This is a genomic window from Paenibacillus pabuli (assembly GCF_039831995.1).
GTDB lineage: Bacteria > Bacillota > Bacilli > Paenibacillales > Paenibacillaceae > Paenibacillus > Paenibacillus pabuli_C.
In genome coordinates this window covers 475,393-493,952 of the sequence record NZ_JBDOIO010000004.1, presented here as the reverse complement: position 1 = coordinate 493,952, position 18,560 = coordinate 475,393, and the positions used below count along the sequence as shown (strand labels likewise).

The following is an 18,560-nucleotide window of genomic DNA, read 5'->3' as shown; positions in this document are numbered from 1 at the left end:
ACACAACGACATTCTAGGGTCATGCAGGGCCTTGGTACATATTTATATTTCTATATCGACTCTCTTAGCAAACGTATAGGGGATACAGCGAACTATTATTTTTCAGCCAACCAGCGGGAAGCGTCTTTTCCGTAATACGTAATAATCATGTCGGCACCCGCGCGTTTCATGCTGAGCAGAATTTCCATGGCGACCTTTTTCTCATCAATCCAACCCTGCATTGCTGCTGCCTTCACCATGGCGTACTCCCCACTTACATTATAGGCCACAAGCGGAAGGTCAAATTGATCTTTGATCGTACGCATCACATCCAGATAGGAGAGTGACGGTTTTACCATCAGCATGTCTGCTCCTTCCAGCACATCCGTTTCGGCTTCGCGCAGTGCCTCGCGGGCATTGGCCGGGTCCATCTGATACGATTTGCGATCTCCGAACTGCGGCGTGGAATCCGCTGCTTCACGGAAAGGACCATAAAAAGCAGATGCATACTTAACGGAGTATGACATGATTGGAATATGGCTGAAGCCATTTTCATCCAGTCCGGCCCGTATGGCCTGGACGAATCCATCCATCATATTGGATGGGGCAATAATATCCGCGCCTGCTTTGGCTTGGGATACAGCTGTTTTCACAAGCAGATCCAGCGATTCATCATTCAGAACATCTCCGCAGATATGCCCGTCTACTTCAACGGTATGCACCATACCGCAGTGGCCGTGATCCGTAAATTCACACAGACAGGTATCGGCCACAACCAGCAGGTCGGGATACCAGGACTTAATCAATTTCGTTGCTTCCTGCACAATACCATCTTCAGCGAAACCAGAAGAACCAATACTATCCTTTGTCTCAGGAATACCGAACAACAACACGGCCGGAATTCCAAGATCAGCAATCTCTTTTACCTCTTCTTGCAGACGGTCAAGGGAAAAACGGAATACGCCTGGCATGGATTTGATTTCGGATTTTACGTTTTCACCGTAAGTTACATAAATCGGCTGGATAAAATCATCCACTGTCAGATGAGTCTCTCTGACCATGTTGCGGATACCTGCGGATTGCCGTAAGCGACGGTGTCGTACAATTGGAAAACTCATATAGATACATCCTCTCTGAAAGTAAAGTAGAGCAAAAAGGGAAGCGCGCCGGTATCCTTACGAATTCAGCACGCTTCATCAATCTGCATTTTTGTATATGGATACGATCTATTACAATAACATATAATTCCTGCAATCAACGAGGCATAGCCCCTTCTGGAGAAGGCTTCCGTTTCCACTCGCACAGTGCAGAGATCATACTTTCGATCGTTGCTTCTGCAGCCATCAGTGTCACCTTCATCCCAGCTGCTTCTGCCGTCTTGGCAGTCACTGGCCCGATGCAAGCAACCTCGACATTCTTTAACAAAGGTAATGGATCTTGGAGTCCCATGCGTTTAAGCATCTCCATAAAATTAGTAACCGTCGAAGAACTGGTGAACGTTACCGCGTGAATTCCGCCTTCTTCCAGCAGCTTCAGTAGTTCGTCATCATCCTCGCCCGCTAGTACGGTGTCATAGATGATCGCTTCCGTGACTTCGAGTCCACGTTCCTTTAACTGATCAGGCAACCAGGATCGCGCCAAGTCCCCGTGGGGAAGCAGCACTTTCTGACCTTCTTTCAGTTCACTTTCAAAAGCTTCCAGCATGCCTTCCTGCTGAAAAGGTCCTTTGACCACTTCGGCAATAATACCGTGCTTGCGCAGGGCCTCAGCAGTTGAAGGTCCTACCGCGGCGACTCTTGCTTGATGGATCGCCCGGATGTCCCTGCCTTGATCCTCCAGATGACGGAAGAAAAACTCCACGCCGTTTACGCTCGTGAAAAATACCCAGTCAAATGTCTTTAACGCATCGAAGGCATTTTTGACGCTTTGTTTGGCTGTTTCACTCGAAGGCATAAGAGTCTCAATAACCGGAAACTCATACGGCTCTCCGCCAAGTTCCTCGATGCGATTCACCAGTTCGCTCGCCTGACTGCGAGCCCGCGTCACCAGAATTCGTTTGCCGAATAACGGCAGTGCCTCGGCCCACTTCAATTGCTCACGCTGGTTCACCACATCACCAACTACAATGACTGCAGGCGGTTGGAAATTGGCAGCAATGACCTTGGCTTCTATATTTTCAAGCGTACCCACAAGGGTATCCTGTTCCGCTCTTGTTCCCCAACGAACCAATGCGACAGGTGTCTGTGCCGGACGGCCATGACGGATGAGCTGTTCACTGATATAGCCGATTTTGGCTACACCCATCATAAATACCAGTGTTCCCGTTGCGTTCGTCACTTTATCCCAATGAATGCTGCGATCCAGCTTGTCCGGGCTTTCATGCCCCGTAATAATGGATATGGATGATGCATAGTCGCGATGGGTCACCGGTATTCCGGCATAAGCAGGCACACTTATGGCTGCGGTAACGCCTGGCACGATTTCAAAAGGAACGTCGTTTTTGCGTAGCAGGTCTGCCTCTTCGCCCACGCGTCCAAATATCGTCGGATCCCCGCCCTTCAGCCGGACAACCACTTTCCCTTCAAGGGCCAGATCCACCAATAGTTGATTGATCTCTTCCTGTTTCATCGTGTGCCGGTCAGGCCGCTTGCCTACGTATATCTTCACTGCGCCAGGCTTCATCTGCTTTAACAATCTCGGACTGGCCAAACGATCATAGACTACAGCATCCGCTTTGCCGATGGACTCCCATCCTTTTACCGTTATCAGCTTCGCATCCCCTGGACCTGCTCCTACCAAAAAGACCTTTCCCACCATGTCCTCATCCCCTAACTTCTGCCAGTATCTGCTCTGCTCCCCGTTCAATCAATCTCCAAGCCACTTCTTCTCCAAGACGTACCGGATCTGTGCCGGTCAGAGCTTCCTTCAGAATCAGTCCGCCATCCGGCGTGCCGACCATACCCGTTAATTGTAACGTGTTTTGCCCATTCGGGGAATCGGTATCTTGCTGACGATTCCAGACAGCATGAGCACCGATAGGAACCTGGCATCCCCCATTCAACACGCTGAGGAAGCGACGTTCTGCCAAAACGGGAGAAGCGGTCTCCGGATCATTATACAGCTTCAACAGATGAAGCAGCTCCGCGTCATCCTCACGGCATTCAATACCCAGTGCACCCTGACCTACCGCAGGAAGACAAGCCTCTTCGGACAGATACTCGGTAATCCGATCCTGCCAGCCCATTCGATATAACCCTGCAGCAGCCAAAATAATAGCATCGAGACCCTCAGTCTCCAGCTTGCGAAGACGTGAATCGATGTTACCACGCAGGGATTCAAGCTGCAGATCCGGGCGGTATGCCTTCAACTGACTGGAACGACGGAGGCTGCTTGTCCCCACTCTCGCTCCTTCCGGCAATTGATCCAAAGTGAGACCTCCATTGGAAATCAGTGCATCACGCGGATCTGCACGGCGTGGAACAGCGCCGTTGATTAATCCTTCCGGCAATTCAGACGGCATATCCTTCATGCTGTGCACGGCCATATCAATGGTATGATCCAACATCGCCTGTTCAATCTCTTTGACAAACAGTCCTTTGCCACCGACTTTGGATAACGTTACATCGAGGATTAAGTCTCCCTTCGTAACGATCTTATGTACTTCAAAGTCAAATGCTAAACCTTCCCGCTCACAAATACTGCGTAAATCCTGAATTACATGGCCTGTCTGTGTCAAAGCAAGTGCGCTTTGTCTGCTTCCCACTTTAATTGTACGCATGTCTACAGCTCCTCCTGATTACGGGATATCCAGTTCCCGATTTCTTCTTCTGTCCACCACTGAAATTGCCCTGCACGGATGTCCTCCAGTACATTCATTTCAGTCAATCGCCGCAGTAAGATGCTTCGCTCACGCGAAGACGATACACGTGCCTTCACTTGAATCCTCATCTGATGCAAAAATTCAATATATGTCTCGTATTCTTCACCAAATTGTTGCTCCAGTGTAGACCGAATCTCTGCAGCTGCTGCCGGTCCTGCTCCAGCCGTTGAGATGGCAATGCTCAATCTTCCACGCCTAACCACACTGGGGGTAATAAAAGCACTGTTCTCGGAAGACATCGCATCATTGACCAGTATGCCCGCATCGCTCGCTTCCTGTACTACCAATGCGTTGACTTCAACGTGATCCGTTGCTGCATATACGAGAAAGGCCCCCCGCAAATCACCTTTGCGGTAGGACCGGGCTATCCACTCAATTCGGGAATCCTGATGCAGTTGTTTCAGCTCCGATGTGATTTCCGGACTAATTACCTTAATATGCGCTTCGGCGTGAAGCAAACCTTTAATCTTGCGTTCGGCGACTCGTCCGCCCCCAATCACGCAGCAGGTTTTGCCTGAAGTATTTACATATAACGGCGTATAGCAATCCATGGTCTTCACTCTCCTGTCCAACGATGAAACGCTGAATACGCATTGGATAAAAAGCTTATAATGACAAAACCATATCCAATCAATGTCCATCTTGCCATAATAATGTTGGAAAACTGCTTTCTATGCTTGGAAACGAAATAACCGATGTAGATCGCGATAGCGAGACCTGTTGCAATGACTTTCAGATCCAAAAGCAGATACCACCTGGTCTCAGCGACAATGGATAGAACGGCCAGCACCACGGAGACACCAAGTAGCGGTGTTCCAATCAGTGTTGCGCCATCCATGTACTTGCCAATGACTTCAAGACTCGGCATCCGCCGCATCGTATCATTCCATTTTTTGTTTTTCAATTTGCGGTGTAGGAACAGATACAACATCGCGAACACAGCAGCTACCGTGAGGGCTGCAAAACCCAAATTTGCCAGCGTGATATGCATGATCAGCAGCCCGTGAACGGTCTGCCAGTTATGCAGCGATATCTCCCCAGCCGTGAACCACAATCGATTCAGTACAGTAACGGAGAAACCAACGATATTTAATAGCAGGATGACAAATTCCGAACGCTGGACACGTATCATCCCAAGAGACATCAATACGATACTAAACGAGAAAATGAACAGGAAATCAAAAGTGGTATAGATCGGAAAATGGCCCTCGGTCCACATACGCAAAATTACATGAACGACCTGAAGCAGCCAGACAACAACAAGAAACCCTGTGCCCGTTCGCTTCGCCCCCGCATTCCGTCGAATGCAGTCCGAGAAATAGAACAGAAGGCTCAGGGCATACATATAGATCAGAGCTTCATAGATTTGTTCAGCAAGGGTCAAGCTGTTCACCCGCCCTTATACACTAGCCGGAGCATAAGCCGGCATAGCGTCTTGCCGGTTGTCTTTAAGATGAACGGCGGCCGGTTTCCCCAAGGCCGAGGCATCGCTTTGGTTTACTTTTTCTGCGGCCGTCTCCACTGCATCCTCCAAGGCAAAAATTTGGGTGAACATGCGCAGAGCTTCATCTCCATGCTTGCCGCCCGCCATTTCCTTGATCCGGTTAATCGGATCAGTCGTCATCTGATTCACGATGCTTTTGGTTAAACGTCGGATAACCTTACGCTGATGTTCGTCCAATTCAGGCAGTTTATTAAAGAGACTCTCCATCGTATCTTCATGAATGGAAGCTCCTTTCTCCTGCAATGCCCGAATCACCGGGCGAACACCCAATGTTTTGAGCCAGTGATAGTAGTCTTCCATCTCCAGTTCAATCATCTTTTCGATTTTGGCCGCTTCCACCTTGCGCATCTCCAGATTGCTTTCCACGATCCCTTCCAGATCATCAATATCATAGAGGAATACGTTGGATAACTCTCCGATGGCCGGATCAATATCCCGAGGAACCGCAATATCAATCAGGAATAATGGGCGTGATTGACGGCGCTTCATGCTCTCTCGAACAACCGAAGCATCCAGAACATATCGGTCCGCGCCCGTCGAGCTGATGACAATATCAACCTCACTCAGTCTCTCCAAAGCTTGCTCCATCGTGCAAGGGGTTCCCCTGAACTTGGCAGCGAGCTCCTGAGCCCTTGCAAGTGTCCTGTTCGCTACAATGACCTCTGAGGCTCCATTGGCGTACAGATGCTTAACCGTCAATTCGCTCATCTTGCCTGCTCCAAGAATGAGAACCTTCTTGTCCGTAAACATGCCAAAAATACGTTTCCCCAGTTCAACCGCTGCGTAACTGACCGAGACCGCACTTTCTCCAATGGAAGTCTCCGAATGTGCTCTCTTGCCCAAAGTTACTGCCTGTTTGAACAACATGTTAAACCAGGTGCCTGTCGATTTCTCCTCTTGAGCAGTGAAAAAGGCCTGCTTCACCTGTCCAAGAATCTGTGTTTCACCGATCACCATTGAATCCAGCCCGCAAATGACACGGAACAAATGGCGAATGGCTTGATCATCTTCATATATATATAAGTGTTGCGTAAATTCTTCCCGCGGAACATTAAACCATTGTTCCATAAACGTACGAATAAAATAACCACACATGTGAAGACGGTCTACCACAACATACAACTCGGTACGGTTACATGTGGCTACGATTACACCTTCCAATACACTCTTGGTCAGCTTGAGCTGCTGCAGCGCTTCAGACAAGTCCTTTTCTGCAAATGTGAATCGTTCCCTAACCTCTACAGGCGCCGTGCGATAATTCAAACCAACTACAACGATGTGCATTGCAAGTTCACCTGCCTAATAAATTTCCAATCAAAGTGTTTTCTACATATCTCCATCCATTTATGCTGGACATGGTTAATTATATCACACATCATGTCCGTGACCGGGCCATTTTTATGAAATGTTTATGAAATCCCCATGTAGTTCATCCTATGCATTGTCATTTATTGTAGTGTCTCACCAATCTTCACCGTTATTCGTTTAAATCCATTTCTTCGAATATTAAAACAAATAGTCATGGAATAATTCCATGACTATTTTAAATTCAGGGATGATTGAAATCCATCCCAATATGTGAACATTGTTCATGTTTATCTAAATCAATTAGACCAGTTCGACGGGCTTCATTTCCGGTGTTACGACTTGCAGTTCGCCTAATCCACGCACCAATTTCTTCGCGTACGTTTTCTCCGGTTTCAAAACGGATACCAGGTAGTCAATGGCCAGCTGCGGGTCTACCGTCTCGCCGCAAGTGTAGCAGTCAATCGCCGCAAACCCTCTCTCAGGATACGTATGAATGGAGAGATGGCTCTCTGACAATAGTACGAGCACTGTTGCTCCTTGTGGTTCAAACTGCTTGGATTGCACGGACATCACTGTCGCACCACATGCCTCTGCAGCTTCAACCAGTTGGGCTTGCAAATACTCCGCACTGTTCAGTAGATCAAAGTCGACACCCCAAACATCAACAGCAACGTGTCTTCCGAAAGTTGAATATTCCATCCTTCGGTTCCCCCTTCCTAGGAATAAAATGTTTGAAAAATTTCATCCGCTAGGACCTACGTCATTCACTTCCCGAGGGAAAGCCTCTCGCAACATATAATGTCCTGAGTGAATCCTGGTTCCTATATTCTTTTCAACGAGAATAAAAATAACATCTATTTTAAAGGAATGCAACCCTTTTTTTACAGTTAAAAAAATAAATGATTGCCAGCCAAAATGAACGCATCCTTCAACAAAAAAATCCCCTTCGGATACTGAACCGGCTAGGGCCTGTGATCAGAATCGATGAGGGGATGGATAAAACATTTAAAGCATTTATATCGGCTTAACTGGTATCTCCAGGTTATTAAGCTTCAAGCTCAAAGAGCCGTTTTTGATGCTGAGCAAGCCTTGCATCAATCTGATGAAGCTCTTCAGGAACTGATGTATGAATCCTGGTATCCAGAAGTGTGTCCACCTCTGCATATAATCGGTTAATTTCACGCTCAACATCCCGAGCCTGGAACAGACGCTGCAATTCGAGCACTGTGTTTTTGTATTCATAAATCAGGCGGGTATTTTCCCCGTTTTGCTCTACAATTTTACGAACAGAGCCTTGGGCATAAACATACGTCATGGTGAATTCTTCATAAATCCGATGAACAACGCCGTCTCCCTTAAAGGTCATAAAGAGTTTCCGGACAACGTTGGTCAAATGATGGTTTACCAGACGGCAAGACAACTCACAGATGTAAAACCCTTTCTGACGGTCAAAAGGAAAATGAACTTCCTCTCCACTCACATCCGCAAGTACAATTTCCTGACAACCGTTATCAAGCACCTTAACCCGGTGATGAATCCGGCCATCGTCTGACATGCGCAAAAACTGATGCATCTGGGGTTCTGACAATTTAAAAGTGGCTTTAACATACTCTGTGGCTAACCGCTGAGCCATACAAATCTCCTCAATTCTTTCCCGATTGTTTTGCCTTCCTGCTCATGGGCAGTCATCTCAAAATTCTTCAGGCCGGCAAAGCCGGTATTTTGGGTCCTGTGGCATGAGTGCACCTATATTCATTATACACCACCGCGAAACCAATATGCTTCAGAACGAAACGATAAATTCTCATGAAATTCCATAAAAATACGGTTTAATTGATGATTCAATCATAAATCACACAGGTTACTCACTTTTCCGCATTGACATGGCACAATCTCTATATCATCCGTGAATTTCGGTGTTTTCATCCTCTTCTGGATTACTTTCTGCATCCAGTACTTCTGGTGCATATTTATCTATGCGGGCATGGCGAGTGATGATGTCCCATAACTCTTCTTTACCCAATCCTTCTTCTGATGAAAAGGGTACAAACAGATCCCCCGGACGTAAATCCAGCGCTTGCTTGATGACTTTGATATGTTTGGCTCTGCGTGTTTTTGGAATCTTGTCCATTTTGGTTGCGACTAAAACCAAAGGCAATCCGTGATGGCGAAGCCATTCATTCATCATCTTGTCATCCTTAGATGGTTCATGTCTCATATCCACCATCTGCATAACAAGTTTCAATTCCTTGCGTCCGAGCAGGTATTTCTCCATCATTTTACCCCAGGCAAAGCGCTGCTCTTTGGAGACTTTGGCGTAGCCATAACCCGGGAAATCGACGAAGTATAAATCCTGGTTAATTTTATAATAGTTCAGTTGCTGAGTTTTACCAGGTGTTGAACTGGTACGTGCCAGATTTTTGCGGTTAATCAAACGATTAATCAGGGATGATTTGCCCACGTTTGAGCGTCCGGCCAAAGCAATCTCCGGCAGGCCATCATCGGGATATTGTTCAGGCCGAACGGCACTGATAATAAATTCGGATTGATTTACTTTCATAATATATCTGTCCTCTCTGGATCTCTTGTGCTTTCATTAGAAGCTGATGAAGGTATTATGCCTTGGATCATTGTTCTATCATACCAAAAAAACCGTTCCAGCGGACGCCGAAGCCTCCGCAGAACGGTTCATTCTTCATACGCTCCCTTGGTTAACCGGATCTACAGGTGAATTCCTGTCTGTTCCACGAGTGCATGCTGCAGCACCTGATCCATATGGGCTACTGGAACAAATTCCACATCTTCCTTGATGCTGTCCGGAATGTCCCGCAGGTCCCGTTCGTTATCCTTGGGCAATAATATTTTTTTGTAACCAGCGCGATGTGCTGCCAGTGATTTTTCCTTCAGACCACCGATAGGCAGTACGCGACCACGCAGTGTGATCTCACCTGTCATCGCAATGTCTTTAGAGACATGTTTATTTGTCAACGCAGAAATTAAAGCTGTAGCCATCGTAATCCCTGCAGACGGTCCATCCTTAGGAATAGCTCCCTCAGGTACATGGATATGGATATCATTCTTCTCATGGAAGTCAGCTGGAATGCCTAACTGAGCCGCTTTGGAGCGGGTATAACTGAATGCAGCCTGTGCAGACTCTTTCATCACATCGCCCAGTTTACCCGTCAGTGTCAGTTTTCCTGTTCCAGGCACAACCGTGACCTCAATAACCAGCGTATCTCCGCCAACTTCGGTCCAAGCAAGCCCGGTTACGGTACCGATCTGATCCTCCAGTTCGGCCATGCCGTAACGGAACTTGCCAGGTCCAAGATAGTCCTTGATTTCATCCGGCGTAATATTGATCTGACCTTCCACGCCCGATACGATATTTTTAGCCGCTTTTCGGCATAGCGAAGCCATCTGCTGTTCCAGATTCCGTACGCCGGACTCGCGGGTATATTCACGAATGACACGCAGCAGGCTGTCGTCGCCAATCTCCAGCTGCTCCTCTTCCAGACCATGATCACGCTTCTGCTTCGGCAGCAGGTAGTTTTTGGCAATTTGCAGTTTCTCGATCTCCGTATACCCAGGAATATTGAGCATTTCCATCCGGTCGAGCAGCGGACGAGGAATGTTGTGCACCGTATTGGCAGTTGTAACGAACATGACGTTGGATAAGTCAAAAGGCAGTTCCACAAAGTGATCGCTGAACGTACTGTTTTGTTCAGGATCAAGTACCTCAAGCAGCGCTGCAGAAGGGTCCCCGCGGAAGTCAGAAGCCATTTTGTCGATCTCGTCCAGCAGGAAGACGGGGTTAAGTGAACCCGCCGTTTTCATTCCCTGAATGATGCGGCCCGGCATGGCACCTACATACGTACGGCGGTGTCCACGAATCTCTGCTTCATCCCGCACGCCACCGAGGGAGATTCTTACAAACTCCCGACCCAGCGATCTTGCAATCGAACGGGCAAGTGAGGTTTTCCCCACCCCTGGTGGACCAACCAGACAGAGAATAGGCCCTTTAAGTTTTTTGACCAGCTTCTGGACGGCCAAATATTCAAGCACACGCTCTTTCGGTTTTTCCAAACCATAATGATCGGCATTCAGCACATCTTCGGCTTTTTGAATATCCAGATCATCATCTGTCATCTCGCTCCAAGGCAGAGCCAGCAGCCAATCCACATAGTTGCGAATGACCCCGCCCTCAGCGGAGCTGGCAGGCATTTTCTCCAGTCGGTCAATCTCTTTCTCGATCTTCTCCTTGACCTTGTCCGGCAGGCCGAGAGTCTCCATCTGGTTACGGAGTTCCTCAACCTCGCCCGCACGGCCTTCCTTTTCACCGAGTTCTTTTTGAATGGCCTTCATTTGCTCGCGCAAATAATATTCCTTTTGGGTTTTCTCCATCTGTTTCTTCACACGCTGGCTGATTTTGCGTTCAAGCTCCAGCACTTCCCGTTCATTATTGAGAATGTCGAGAAGTTTCTCCAGACGTTCACGAACATCGATGGTCTCCAGAATCTCTTGTTTATCTTTGATTTTCAAGGACAGGTGACTCGTGATCACATCTGCCAGTCGGCCCGGTTCTTCAATATCGGACACAGCAGCAAGTGTCTCGGGTGTTACCTTTTTGGACAGATTAATATAATTTTCGAACTGGTTCAGAACTGTGCGCATCAGTGCATCCGTCTCTGGATGATTGTTCTCCTCTTCAGGCAGTTCCTGTGCCAGTACTTCGTAATATTCCTCGTTGTCCGTATATTCAATGATTTCAGCCCGTTCCAAGCCCTCCACGAGAACACGAATCGTTCCGTTTGGAAGCTTCAGCATTTGTCTAACCTTGGCTACGGTTCCGATTCTGAAAATGTCTTCTTGTGTCGGTTCTTCAATGTTAACCTCGGCTTGGGAACATAGGAGAATCAAATGTTCTTCTACCATCGCTTTTTCTAAAGCCTTGACCGATTTCTCCCGGCCCACATCGAGATGCAGTACCATACTCGGGTAGACGAGAAGTCCTCTTAAAGGCAGTAAAGGAAAACGACGACCTTTCGCTTTGCTCGGTCCCATCGCTTTCGCACCTCCAATGGCTCTCAGGTTGTAGTCATTCATTATTCTATCAAATGTTCACATAAAAAACCAATGAAGGGAAGCGCTTAGCAGCTTCCCGAATCAGTAACCTGTCCCGGACGGGTCAGGTCTGCACGTAAGAATGAAGCAGATGCTGGAGGGAAAATCTCTGCAGCGGGTGCTGCTGGCTCATCTGCGTGCTTCAATTGCTCAGCCTGCCCCGAATCAGGCACCCAGGCAAATACTTCACGAAAAACATCCTGTACCGTATCTACCGGAATGACGCGTAATCCATCCAGATTCTCAAATATGGACTGCCAGTTTTCGGCGGGAATAATAACGGTTTTGGCTCCTGCCTGAAAAGCAGCCTCTACTTTGGCTAGCACGCCTCCAATTGGCTTCACCCGGCCATGAATGCTGATCTCCCCAGTCATCGCGGTCTCATGATCAATAGGACGTCCCTCAATAGCAGAGGCAATCGCTGTGGCCATGGCAATACCAGCCGATGGACCATCAATTGGTGTTCCTCCCGGGAAGTTGATATGCAAATCATAGTCATTTGGACGAAAACCCATGGCTTTTAACACGGTTATCACATTTTCAACCGAACCTTTAGCCATGCTTTTTCTCCGGAGTGTACGCGAACCGCCTCCAATCTCTTCCTCATCCACAACTCCCGTAATATTGATCCGGCCCTGATCTTTGAGCGCAGGCACTGCAGACACTTCGATCTCAAGTATCGTGCCCATATTCGGACCATATACGGCCAAGCCATTCACAAAACCGACCTGCGGCTGCTGAGGCACCTTGCGATCCGGACGCGGCTGAATTTGGCTGCTGCCAGCCACCCACTCGACATCCGAGGCTTGCAGGGTTTCCCTTTTTTCAGTGAGTGCCAGTCCGGCAGCCAGCTGAATAATATTTACCGCCTCGCGTCCATTCGTGGCATATCGCTTGACCACTTCAACGGCATCCGGGCAAGGATTGAAGCCGATCTTCTGCACAGCGTCCTCCGCAATTTTCCCGATCTCTTCCGGCAACAATGGTCGGAAATATACTTCCATACAACGTGAACGCAGCGCTGGAGGCAGCTCATGAGGCGAACGTGTCGTCGCTCCGACAAGGCGGAAATCGGCCGGCAGGCCATTTTGAAAAATATCGTGGATATAAGCAGGAGTATGCGTGTCTTCCGAGTTATAGTACGCACTTTCCAAAAAGACCTTGCGATCCTCCAGCACTTTGAGTAATTTATTCATTTGAATGGAATGCAATTCACCGATTTCATCAATAAACAACATGCCGCCATGTGCTTTGGTCACGGCTCCCGGTTTCGGTTGAGGAATACCTGCAACCCCCATGGCACCTGCTCCCTGATATATCGGATCATGGACCGAACCGATTAAGGGATCGGCAATCCCGCGCTCGTCAAAACGGGCAGTTGTCGCATCCAGCTCCGTAAACTTGGCATCTGGCTTGAACGGTGATGATGGATTTTTTTTGGCTTCTTCCAAGACCACCCTGGCAGCCGCTGTCTTCCCAACCCCGGGAGGCCCATAAATGATGACATGCTGCGGATTCGCACTGCACAGGGCAGCCTTGAGAGCACGCAAACCATCCTTTTGCCCCACGATATCATTGATGCTAGCTGGCCGCGTCTTCTCTGCGAGTGGTTTTGTGAGTGAAATTGAACGCAATTTGCGCAGCTTCTCCAGCTCTTTACGAGACTCACGCTCGACGGCACTGCGATTGGTTTTCTGGCCCCGAAGCAGATTCCAGAAATACAAACCAATCACCACACCGAAAAATAACTGTATCAACATGAAGACCATGCCTAAATCACCCATATCTCAACATCCTCCTGTTCTTCTGACTGTTCCCTACGGAATCATACTAATACATGGTAGTATAGCCGTTTCACCAACAGGTAAACGGTCCAGTCAGAATTTATGGATGTTAAGACACCAAGAGCCCGTCATTGCTGACGGGCTCCCTGCTAAGCATATATGAATCAATCAGTGCGAGCGTCCAGGAATTACTCCTGTCGTTTCATAGGTTTCGACGATTTTATCGATTTCCTTTTTCAATTCTTCTACCATGATTTCTTCAGGAACTTTACGGATCATCTTACCGTGGCGGAACAATAGACCTTCTCCACGAGCACCGGCAATCCCGATATCCGCTTCTTTGGCCTCACCTGGACCATTCACCGCACATCCCAGTACAGACACCTTGATCGGTACCTTGAGTTTGGAGATATACTCTTCCACCTCATTGGCAATGGAGAAGAGATCAATGTCCAGACGACCGCAAGTGGGGCAAGAAATCAACGTGGCAGCATTCGAAATGAGCCCAAAGGTTTTGAGCAGATCACGGGCAACCTTGATTTCTTCCACCGGGTCTGCGCTGAGCGAGATCCGCATCGTCGAACCAATACCCATGGATAGCAGAGCACCCATACCTGCGGAGCTCTTGATCGTTCCCGAGAACAGTGTCCCTGCTTCCGTAATCCCAAGGTGCAGCGGATATTTAATGATCTGAGCCGCCTTGGAATACGCTTCAATCGCCATCGGTACGTCCGATGCTTTCAGCGAAACGATAATATCATGGAAATCCAGTTCTTCCAGAATACCTATGTGATACAATGCACTTTCTACCATAGCATCAGCAGTTGGGTATCCGTACTTCTCAAGCAAATGGTTTTCAAGTGAACCCGCGTTAACCCCGATCCGAATCGGAATACCACGTTCTTTACATGCTTTCACGACTTCTTCCACTTTCGAACGTTTACCGATGTTTCCTGGATTGATCCGAACTTTATCGATGCCGTTCTCAATCGCAAGAAGCGCCAGTTTATAGTTAAAGTGAATGTCTGCTACAAGCGGAATGTTGATGCGTTTCTTGATTTCCTTAATGGCTGCGGCAGCTTCCTCATTATTCACTGTTACACGTACTATTTGGCATCCTGCTTCTTCCAGTCGCAGAATTTCCGCAACGGTCGCCTCAACGTCTGCCGTTTTTGTAGTACACATACTCTGGATAATGACCTCGTTGCTGCCACCAATCGTTATATTCCCTACTTTTACGGGACGTGTATCTTGTCTTAAATACATGAGTGATTTCTCTCCCCACAACGTCAAAGCTCCACCCTGACAGAGACATGAATTCGCCTTCTGCCAAAGTGGAGAACTGACAAGTCTATATTTCAGAGCTGAGCAGGAATTTCACCTTAGTTAGGCACTTTCTTCCTGCTTATCGTCCTTCGATTGGCCCAATTCAGGCACGACTCTTTTCTCAACGACTTCTTCGGTAATCACACAGTTCGTAACATCTTCACGTGAAGGCACTTCATACATGATTTCAAGCATAATGCCTTCAATGATGGCACGCAATCCACGCGCACCTGTGTTACGTTTGATTGCTTCTTTCGCAATCGCGAGCAATGCACCTGGTTCAAACACCAGATTCACATTGTCCAGTTCAAGCAATTTTTGATACTGCTTGGTAAGCGCGTTTTTTGGTTCGGAAAGAATCCGTACCAGTGTATCCTCATCCAGTGGCTCCAATGTGGAGATTACTGGGAGACGGCCTACAAATTCCGGAATCAGACCGAATTTCAGCAAGTCTTCCGGCAGGACCATACCCAGGTATTCGCCCGGTTTGAGGTCTTTTTGTTCCGCAACGGTGTTGAAGCCAATGACTTTTTTACCGATCCGGCGTTTGATCATTTGCTCCAGACCATCAAAGGCACCGCCACAAATGAACAGGATATTCGTTGTATCAATTTGGATGAATTCCTGATGTGGATGCTTACGACCACCTTGTGGTGGTACAGAAGCAACCGTTCCTTCCAGGATTTTCAGCAATGCTTGTTGTACCCCTTCACCCGATACGTCACGTGTAATGGACGGGTTCTCGGATTTACGGGCTACTTTATCAATTTCATCGATATAAATGATACCGCGCTCTGCTTTTTCCACATCATAGTCAGCAGCCTGAATCAGCTTGAGCAGAATGTTCTCTACGTCTTCGCCGACATAACCGGCTTCAGTCAATGAAGTCGCATCAGCAATAGCAAAAGGAACATTGAGGATTTTGGCCATCGTTTGCGCAAGCAACGTTTTACCGGAACCTGTAGGTCCAAGTAGCAAAATGTTACTCTTTTGCAATTCAACGTCCTCGATCTTGCTTTGTGTATTGATCCGTTTATAGTGATTGTAAACCGCTACAGACAAAGACTTCTTCGCCTGATCCTGTCCAATAACGTATTGATCCAGAATATCGCGGATTTCTTTTGGTTTCGGTATATCTTTGAGGTCCAATTCTTCGTCATGACCGAGCTCTTCCTCAACGATTTCGGTGCAAAGTTCGATACATTCATCACAAATGTACACCCCTGGTCCAGCGACCAGCTTGCGCACCTGTTCTTGAGATTTACCGCAAAAAGAGCATTTCAGTTGCCCTTTCTCATCGTTAAATTTAAACATGAAACCACCCCTTTAGGAATTGATCGGTCTGCTGAGCACCTGGTCAATAATGCCGTACGCTTTGGCTTCTTCCGCACTCATGAAAAAGTCACGGTCCGTGTCCCGCTCAATTTTCTCAAGGGGCTGACCTGTACGATCGACGTATATTTGATTCAGTTTCTGACGTGTTTTAATAATCCATTCGGCGTGGATTTTAATATCCGCAGCCTGTCCCTGAACGCCGCCAAGCGGTTGGTGAATCATCACTTCGCTATTGGTGAGCGCATATCGTTTACCAGGCGCACCGGCCGTTAACAACAACGAACCCATGCTTGCTGCCATCCCTACGCAAATGGTAGATACATCCGGCTTGATATACTGCATCGTATCGTATATACCCATCCCTGCGGTGACAGAACCACCAGGTGAATTAATGTACAAGCTGATATCCTTCTCAGGATCGTCGGCTGCCAAAAATAAAAGCTGTGCTATGACAAGATTGGCTACATCGTCATCAATCGCACTGGTTAGAAAAATAATGCGATCCTTCAGCAAACGCGAATATATATCGTAAGACCGTTCGCCTCGATTGGTTTGTTCCACAACCATTGGCACCAGACTCATGAGACCAACCTCTTTTCTACATGTAATTAGACATAGGCTACCTGTAAAGCAAACCCAAATTCATTCTAACACGTTCCTGTGACAATGTCATTTTTCACAAGTAGTGTCAAGCATAAGTTAGTTTACTTTTTAGCCTGATCATATTTAACCATGTTTTCTATGTATGTGCAAATCGAAGGAATCCTATGCCGTTTAACCTTTATTTTATTTGCATGAAGTACATAGGAGCTTGAAGCAGTACAACCCTACCACACATTATAACCAACCATATTATTACTGAATCATCTATAAAATGGATGCCATAATTTAAAAATAAGGCACGCAATGATTCACGTGCCTTATCGTTTATTCAGCTGTATGTTACTTCACAGCTTGTCTTATTTTTCGTCAGTTTCTGCAGCAGCTTCTTCAGCAGGAGCTTCAACTGGCTCTACAACTTTGCTGTTCTCAACGAGAACATCGATCGTTTTGCGCAGTTTAACTTCATCGCGAAGGCTGTCGAGGGAACCATTGCTCTCAAGAATGCCACGAATCTCTTCAGCAGGACGCTTGTAGGATTCAGCCATTTTTTCGAGTTCTTGATTCACTTCTTCGTCAGATACTTCGATATTTTCCGCTTTACCTACAGCTTCAAGAACCAGGTTGTTGCGAACGCGTTTGGAAGCATCGTCTTGCATTTGTCCTCTCAGGTCAGCTTGTGTTTGACCGGAGAAGCTCAGGAACATTTCCAGGTTCATGCCTTGGTTGCGCAGACGGTTGTCAAAATCACGCATCATGTTTTGCACTTCGCTGTCAACCATTGCAGAAGGGATGTCCACTTCAGCATTTTCTGCTACTTTTTCTACAACCGCATTTTCTTGAGCTGCTTTGAACTCATCTGCTTTGCGGGAATCGAGTTGTGTTTTCAGATCAGCTTTGTACTCTTCCAGAGTATCAAATTCGCTGACATCTTTTGCAAACTCATCATCCAGTTCTGGCAGTTGTTTGCGTTTGATTTCGTGTACTTTCACTTTGAATACCGCTTGTTTGCCAGCAAGTTCTGCTGCGTGGTAGCTCTCTGGGAAAGTTACTTCTACGTCTTTGAAGTCGCCTGTGGACAGACCCACAACCTGCTCTTCAAATCCTGGAATAAATGTGTTGGAACCCAGTTCCAAGGAATAACGCTCAGCTTGTCCGCCTTCGAATGGCACGCCATCAACGGAACCATCGAAGTCGATAACTGCAACGTCGCCGTTTTGTGCGGAACCTTCGTCGATAACAACGAGTTCAGCGTGACGTTGTTGAAGACGCTCAAGCTCTTCAGTTACTTCTGCATCTGTTACTTCGCCTTTAGCTACAGCAACTTCGATTCCTTTGTAGTCACCCAGGGTAACTTCAGGTTTCACTGTTACTTTTGCTTTGAACTTGAATGCTTGTCCTTTAGCGAATTGTTCGATATCTACATCCGGACGATCAACCGGGAAAATATCTGTTTGGTCGATAGCTTCTGTGTAAGCTTCAGGAAGCAAAATGTCGATTGCTTCTTGATACAGGCTTTCTACACCGAAACGAGCTTCGAAGATTGGACGTGGAACTTTACCTTTACGGAATCCAGGTACGTTCGCTTGTTTTACTACTTTATTAAAAGCTTTGTCGAGTGCTGCAGTTACACGATCTGCACCAACTTCAACTTCAAGAACCCCAAGGTTCTTCTCTATCTTTTCCCAAGTTGCTTTCATTGTATACTTTCCCCTCCAAAATT

15 protein-coding genes are annotated in these 18,560 nt (G+C 47.3%); all 15 read right to left on the bottom strand.

The window, feature by feature from the left end; genetic code table 11:
* Positions 1 to 95: 95 nt before the first annotated feature.
* Positions 96 to 1,097 (bottom strand): porphobilinogen synthase, encoded by a 1,002-nt coding sequence (hemB, locus tag ABGV42_RS21805; RefSeq protein ID WP_095293302.1) that lies wholly within the window; start codon positions 1,095 to 1,097, stop codon positions 96 to 98.
* A 136-nt stretch (positions 1,098 to 1,233) separates the two neighbouring features.
* A complete protein-coding gene (cobA, locus tag ABGV42_RS21800; RefSeq protein ID WP_347383660.1) occupies positions 1,234 to 2,796 on the bottom strand; it encodes a uroporphyrinogen-III C-methyltransferase in 1,563 nt (520 codons plus the stop codon).
* 4 nt (positions 2,797 to 2,800) lie between these two features.
* Entirely contained in the window at positions 2,801 to 3,757 is a 957-nt protein-coding gene (gene hemC / locus ABGV42_RS21795; protein WP_347383659.1) for a hydroxymethylbilane synthase, read from the bottom strand.
* A gap of 2 nt (positions 3,758 to 3,759) precedes the next feature.
* Complete coding sequence (locus ABGV42_RS21790) at positions 3,760 to 4,410, bottom strand: precorrin-2 dehydrogenase/sirohydrochlorin ferrochelatase family protein (protein WP_347383658.1); 651 nt, start codon at positions 4,408 to 4,410, stop codon at positions 3,760 to 3,762.
* Positions 4,411 to 4,415: 5 nt separating this feature from the next.
* Positions 4,416 to 5,243, bottom strand: a complete 828-nt coding sequence (gene ccsA / locus ABGV42_RS21785) for a cytochrome c biogenesis protein CcsA (RefSeq protein ID WP_431523667.1) — start codon at positions 5,241 to 5,243, stop codon at positions 4,416 to 4,418.
* A gap of 15 nt (positions 5,244 to 5,258) precedes the next feature.
* Entirely contained in the window at positions 5,259 to 6,647 is a 1,389-nt protein-coding gene (gene hemA, locus ABGV42_RS21780) for a glutamyl-tRNA reductase (RefSeq protein ID WP_347383657.1), read from the bottom strand.
* Positions 6,648 to 6,971: 324 nt separating this feature from the next.
* The gene (gene speD, locus ABGV42_RS21775; protein ID WP_347383656.1) at positions 6,972 to 7,370 is read right to left on the bottom strand and encodes an adenosylmethionine decarboxylase; all 399 of its coding nucleotides are present in this window, start codon (positions 7,368 to 7,370) and stop codon (positions 6,972 to 6,974) included.
* Between the two features lie 346 nt (positions 7,371 to 7,716).
* Positions 7,717 to 8,304 carry a non-ribosomal peptide synthetase module gene (locus tag ABGV42_RS21770; RefSeq protein ID WP_347383655.1) on the bottom strand — a complete coding sequence of 196 codons (588 nt, stop codon included), beginning with the start codon at positions 8,302 to 8,304 and terminating at the stop codon, positions 7,717 to 7,719.
* 267 nt (positions 8,305 to 8,571) lie between these two features.
* Positions 8,572 to 9,231: a ribosome biogenesis GTP-binding protein YihA/YsxC gene (gene yihA, locus ABGV42_RS21765; RefSeq protein ID WP_347383654.1), complete on the bottom strand. Its 660-nt coding sequence runs from the start codon at positions 9,229 to 9,231 to the stop codon at positions 8,572 to 8,574.
* 161 nt (positions 9,232 to 9,392) lie between these two features.
* Positions 9,393 to 11,732: an endopeptidase La gene (gene lon, locus ABGV42_RS21760; RefSeq protein WP_347383653.1), complete on the bottom strand. Its 2,340-nt coding sequence runs from the start codon at positions 11,730 to 11,732 to the stop codon at positions 9,393 to 9,395.
* Between the two features lie 86 nt (positions 11,733 to 11,818).
* Positions 11,819 to 13,576: an ATP-dependent protease LonB gene (lonB, locus tag ABGV42_RS21755; RefSeq protein ID WP_347383652.1), complete on the bottom strand. Its 1,758-nt coding sequence runs from the start codon at positions 13,574 to 13,576 to the stop codon at positions 11,819 to 11,821.
* 168 nt (positions 13,577 to 13,744) lie between these two features.
* Positions 13,745 to 14,842 (bottom strand): flavodoxin-dependent (E)-4-hydroxy-3-methylbut-2-enyl-diphosphate synthase, encoded by a 1,098-nt coding sequence (ispG, locus tag ABGV42_RS21750; RefSeq protein ID WP_347383651.1) that lies wholly within the window; start codon positions 14,840 to 14,842, stop codon positions 13,745 to 13,747.
* Positions 14,843 to 14,962: 120 nt separating this feature from the next.
* The gene (clpX, locus tag ABGV42_RS21745) at positions 14,963 to 16,216 is read right to left on the bottom strand and encodes an ATP-dependent protease ATP-binding subunit ClpX (protein WP_095293292.1); all 1,254 of its coding nucleotides are present in this window, start codon (positions 16,214 to 16,216) and stop codon (positions 14,963 to 14,965) included.
* A gap of 12 nt (positions 16,217 to 16,228) precedes the next feature.
* Entirely contained in the window at positions 16,229 to 16,819 is a 591-nt protein-coding gene (clpP, locus tag ABGV42_RS21740; RefSeq protein WP_091001992.1) for an ATP-dependent Clp endopeptidase proteolytic subunit ClpP, read from the bottom strand.
* A 377-nt stretch (positions 16,820 to 17,196) separates the two neighbouring features.
* A complete protein-coding gene (tig, locus tag ABGV42_RS21735) occupies positions 17,197 to 18,537 on the bottom strand; it encodes a trigger factor (RefSeq protein ID WP_347383650.1) in 1,341 nt (446 codons plus the stop codon).
* Between the last annotated feature and the right edge of the window lie 23 nt (positions 18,538 to 18,560).

Coding starts and splice junctions, on each gene's coding strand:
- speD (WP_347383656.1), bottom strand. CDS start 7,370: ATGGAATATTCAACTTTCGGAAGACACGTTGCTGTTGATGTTTGGGGT.
- lon (WP_347383653.1), bottom strand. CDS start 11,732: ATGGGACCGAGCAAAGCGAAAGGTCGTCGTTTTCCTTTACTGCCTTTA.
- hemC (WP_347383659.1), bottom strand. CDS start 3,757: ATGCGTACAATTAAAGTGGGAAGCAGACAAAGCGCACTTGCTTTGACA.
- ABGV42_RS21790 (WP_347383658.1), bottom strand. CDS start 4,410: ATGGATTGCTATACGCCGTTATATGTAAATACTTCAGGCAAAACCTGC.
- clpX (WP_095293292.1), bottom strand. CDS start 16,216: ATGTTTAAATTTAACGATGAGAAAGGGCAACTGAAATGCTCTTTTTGC.
- ispG (WP_347383651.1), bottom strand. CDS start 14,842: ATGTATTTAAGACAAGATACACGTCCCGTAAAAGTAGGGAATATAACG.
- clpP (WP_091001992.1), bottom strand. CDS start 16,819: ATGAGTCTGGTGCCAATGGTTGTGGAACAAACCAATCGAGGCGAACGG.
- hemB (WP_095293302.1), bottom strand. CDS start 1,097: ATGAGTTTTCCAATTGTACGACACCGTCGCTTACGGCAATCCGCAGGT.
- ABGV42_RS21770 (WP_347383655.1), bottom strand. CDS start 8,304: ATGGCTCAGCGGTTAGCCACAGAGTATGTTAAAGCCACTTTTAAATTG.
- cobA (WP_347383660.1), bottom strand. CDS start 2,796: ATGGTGGGAAAGGTCTTTTTGGTAGGAGCAGGTCCAGGGGATGCGAAG.
- hemA (WP_347383657.1), bottom strand. CDS start 6,647: ATGCACATCGTTGTAGTTGGTTTGAATTATCGCACGGCGCCTGTAGAG.
- lonB (WP_347383652.1), bottom strand. CDS start 13,576: ATGGGTGATTTAGGCATGGTCTTCATGTTGATACAGTTATTTTTCGGT.
- yihA (WP_347383654.1), bottom strand. CDS start 9,231: ATGAAAGTAAATCAATCCGAATTTATTATCAGTGCCGTTCGGCCTGAA.
- tig (WP_347383650.1), bottom strand. CDS start 18,537: ATGAAAGCAACTTGGGAAAAGATAGAGAAGAACCTTGGGGTTCTTGAA.